2 protein-coding genes and 1 pseudogene are annotated in these 4,117 nt (G+C 67.5%); all 3 read left to right on the forward strand.

The window, feature by feature from the left end:
• Positions 1 to 1,123, forward strand: a pseudogene (locus ACTJK0_RS21395) (glycine dehydrogenase (aminomethyl-transferring)); the annotation flags it as partial.
• A 9-nt stretch (positions 1,124 to 1,132) separates the two neighbouring features.
• Positions 1,133 to 2,281, forward strand: coding sequence for a glycine cleavage system aminomethyltransferase GcvT (gene gcvT, locus ACTJK0_RS21400; RefSeq protein ID WP_440746546.1), 1,149 nt, complete (start codon positions 1,133 to 1,135; stop codon positions 2,279 to 2,281).
• Between the two features lie 442 nt (positions 2,282 to 2,723).
• A partial coding sequence (locus ACTJK0_RS21405) for an L-serine ammonia-lyase, iron-sulfur-dependent, subunit alpha (protein WP_440746547.1) occupies positions 2,724 to 4,117 on the forward strand: 1,394 nt, incomplete at its 3' end.

Raw genomic sequence — 4,117 nt, forward strand, 5'->3', positions numbered from 1 at the left:
CCACCACTCCCGGGGCGAGCAGCAGCGCAACATCTGCCTGATCCCGGCGTCCGCGCACGGCACCAACGCCGCCTCGGCCGTCCTGGCCGGCATGAAGGTGGTGGTGGTGGCCACAGCCGCTGACGGCACCATCGACCACGATGACCTCACGGCCAAGATCGCGGCCAACAAGGACGTGCTCTCGGCCATCATGATCACCTACCCCTCAACCCATGGGGTCTTTGACGGGGATGTCCGGGACGTCTGCGATGCGGTGCACGCCGCCGGCGGCCAGGTGTACATCGACGGCGCGAACCTGAATGCCCTGGTGGGCCTGGCGCAGCCGGGACAGTTCGGCGGCGACGTGTCGCACCTGAACCTGCACAAGACTTTCTGCATCCCGCACGGCGGCGGCGGTCCCGGCGTCGGGCCGGTGGCAGCCAAGGCGCACCTGGCCCCCTTCATGCCCGGCGACGCGAACAAGGCCGCGCACGAGGCAGGCCATGGTGTTGCCATCAGTGCCTCCCGCTTTGGCTCCGCCGGTGTGCTGCCGATTTCCTGGGCCTACGTGAAGCTGATGGGCGGTGAGGGCCTGACCGAGGCCACCAAGTCCGCGCTGCTGGCCGCGAACTACGTCGCGTCCCGGCTGAACGAGTACTTCCCCGTCCTGTACACCGGTGAGGGTGGCCTGGTGGCGCACGAGTGCATCCTGGACCTGCGCGAGCTAACCGCCAGGACCGGTGTCACCGCCGAGGATGTTGCCAAGCGCCTCATCGACTTCGGCTTCCACGCCCCCACCCTGTCCTTCCCCGTCGCCGGAACACTGATGGTGGAGCCCACCGAATCCGAGGACCTGGCCGAGATCGACCGGTTCATCGACGCCATGATCACCATCCGCAAGGAAATCGACCAGGTGGCCAACGGGGACTTCGCCGTGGCGGACTCACCCCTGCGCCGGGCACCCCACACGGCAGCCGCCGTCGTAAGTTCCGACTGGGACCGCGCCTACCCGCGGGAGCAGGCAGCCTTCCCTGCGCACCACAAGCAGGACAAGTACTTCCCGCCCGTGGGACGCATCGACGGTGCCGCAGGCGACCGGAACCTCATCTGCTCCTGCCCGCCGCTTTCCGAGTTCGAGAACTGAGCCAACGCCATGACCGCCAAATACACGGCCCTCTACGACGAACACCAGAAGCTGGGCGCCTCCTTCACCGACTTCGGCGGCTGGCAGATGCCGCTCAAGTACAGCTCGGAGTTGGCTGAACACCACGCCGTCCGCAAGGCGGCCGGGCTGTTCGACCTCTCCCACATGGGCGAAGTCTGGGTGACTGGCCCCGATGCAGCCGCTTTCCTGGACTACGCCCTGGTGGGAAAGATCTCCGCCATGGCGGTGGGCAAGGCGAAGTACTCGCTGATCTGCAACCCGGACGGCGGCATCATCGACGACTTGATCGTCTACCGCCGGCCGGCGGCCGAAGACGGCACCGACGTCTTCCTGGTGGTGCCCAACGCGGGCAACGCCGGGACCGTCGCCGGTGAACTGCTGGACCGGGCTTCAGGCTTCAACGCCGTGGTGCAGGATGCCTCAAACCGCACGTCCCTGGTGGCCGTCCAGGGACCCATGGCCCAGGAGCTCCTGCTGCGCCTGGTCCCGGCTGCGCAGCACCCGCTGGTGACAGAGCTGAAGTACTACGCGGCCGTCGACGTTCCGTTCCTGGTGGGCGGCAGCGGCAAGGAACTGCTGCTCGCCCGCACCGGGTATACCGGCGAGGACGGGTTCGAGATCTTTGTGGACAACGACGACGCCCCCGCGCTGTGGCAGGCACTGCTTGCCATCGCCGAAGACGGGGAGCTGACCCCGGCGGGGCTCGCATGCCGTGACTCCCTGCGCCTTGAGGCGGGCATGCCGCTCTACGGCAATGAACTGTCACTTCAGGGTGACCCGTTCACGGCCGGACTGGGCGCCGTGGTCGCCCTCTCCAAAGAAGGCGACTTTGTCGGTAAAGCCGCCCTGGCCGCAAAGAAGGAAGCCGGCGCCGGCAGCACCTCCGGACGCCGCCTCGTGGGGCTCAAAGGGAAGGGCCGGCGCGCCGGACGCGCGCACTACCCCGTCCTGAAGGACGGCATGACCGTCGGGGAAGTCACCTCCGGCCAGCCATCACCCACCCTCGGCTACCCCATCGCCATGGCCTACGTCGACGTCGACTACTCCGCACCCGGGACCAGCCTGGACATCGACCTGCGTGGCAAGGCAGAACCGTTCGAAGTCGTCGCCCTCCCGTTCTACAAGCGACTCAAGTAGTCCCAGAGCCGGTGTTCGAGCTTGTCGAAATCCCATGGCTCAACTTCGGGACCGGCGGACCGGACATTTTCACGCGTGCTGCTCCTTCGTCGCTTTGACGCACGCTTTCGAAAAGTCCGGCTCCGCCGGCCCCTTGTGGGCACGTCGCCACGGTGCAGAGGCCAAGGTGACGGGCATGGGCAGGCAGCGGGAGGGCGCGGACAAGGTGTGTGTTTTCTTTCTCCGGCACTCACGATCGTTGCCGGCCTGTTCGTTGCTTGCCTGCCGCTTCGCTTTGGTGCCGTGTCCCTCGGAGTGGGCGGGGCATCCGGCAGCGGGCGTCTAAGGGAGCGTCACGTCCGCTTAGCGGGCGTCTTCGCGACCGAGCCCGCAGAGGATGTCCTGCCCGCTCCACCCCAGCCACTCAGAGCGACTCGAATCAGATTTTTAGTTAGGAATTGTCATGGCAGTCGGAGTCTTTGACCTGTTTTCGATCGGTATTGGGCCGTCGTCGTCTCATACTGTGGGGCCGATGCGGGCTGCTGCGGTGTTCGCGGAGGAGCTCAAGGCCTCGGGGAAGCTTGGGGACGTGGCGTCGTTGCGGGTGGATTTGTATGGGTCGTTGGCGGCGACGGGTCATGGGCACGGGACGATGACGGCGGTGCTGTTGGGGTTGGAGGGCTATCATCCGGAGCTGATTTTGCCGGCGGAGGTGGAGGAGCGGCTGGCCTCGATCGCGGAGAGCGGGGTGCTGCAGCTGGCCGGGGTGGTGCCGTTGCCGTACGGGGTGAAGGACATGGTGCTGCGGCCCTTGACGGTCCTGCCCCGGCACACGAACGGGATGACCTTCACCGTGGCGGACCAGGCCGGGGCGGTGTTGCATGCGGCGACGTTTTTCTCGGTCGGGGGCGGCTTCATCGTCCGGGAGGGTGAGGAGGACGCGGCGCAGCAGGAACTGGACGCGTCCAAAGAGGAGTTGCCGCTGCCGTTCCGGACCGCCGCGGAACTGCTGGAGCACTGCGCGGTGACCGGCCTGGGGATCGCGGACGTGATGCTGGTCAACGAAAAAGCTTCCCGGTCCGAGGAGGAGATCCGGGCCGGGCTGCTGCATATCTGGTCCGTGATGGAGGCGTGCGTGGCCACCTCGCTGAAACGGGACGGGGTGCTGCCGGGCGGGTTGAAGGTCCGCCGCCGCGCCCCGGACTGGTTTGAGCGGTTGAAGAAGGAATGCGCTACCGGCCCGCACGGCAAGGACCGGGGCCAGGACCAGAACAGCGACCCTGCCACCGGCCGGGACGGGGACGGGGATGCGGCGTGGGATGCGGGGCCGTTCGATCAGCGGTATTGGCAGGAGTGGGTTAACTTGGTGGCGTTGGCGGTGAACGAGGAGAACGCCTCCGGCGGCCGGGTGGTCACCGCTCCGACGAACGGGGCGGCCGGGATCATCCCGGCGGTGCTGTTCCATGCCCTGCATTTCGCCCCGGGCATGGAGAACGCGTCCGGCCGGGACCGCCAGGATGTGGTGGTGCGGTTCCTGCTGGCCGCCGGCGCGGTGGGGGTGCTGTACAAGGAACAGGCCTCGATTTCCGGGGCCGAGGTCGGCTGCCAGGGCGAGGTCGGGTCGGCGTCGTCGATGGCCGCTGCGGGTTTGGCGGAGGTGATGGGCGGGTCACCGGCGCAGGTGGAGAACGCCGCGGAAATCGCGATGGAACACAACCTGGGCCTGACCTGTGATCCGATCGGCGGGCTGGTCCAGGTCCCCTGCATCGAGCGGAACGCGATCGCCGCCGCGAAAGCGATCAACGCCGCGAAAATGGCGCTCTGGGGCGACGGCACCCACCGCGTCTCCCTCGACGA

The organism is Paenarthrobacter sp. 22069, from assembly GCF_052046035.1.
In the GTDB taxonomy this organism is placed as follows: Bacteria; Actinomycetota; Actinomycetes; order Actinomycetales; family Micrococcaceae; genus Arthrobacter.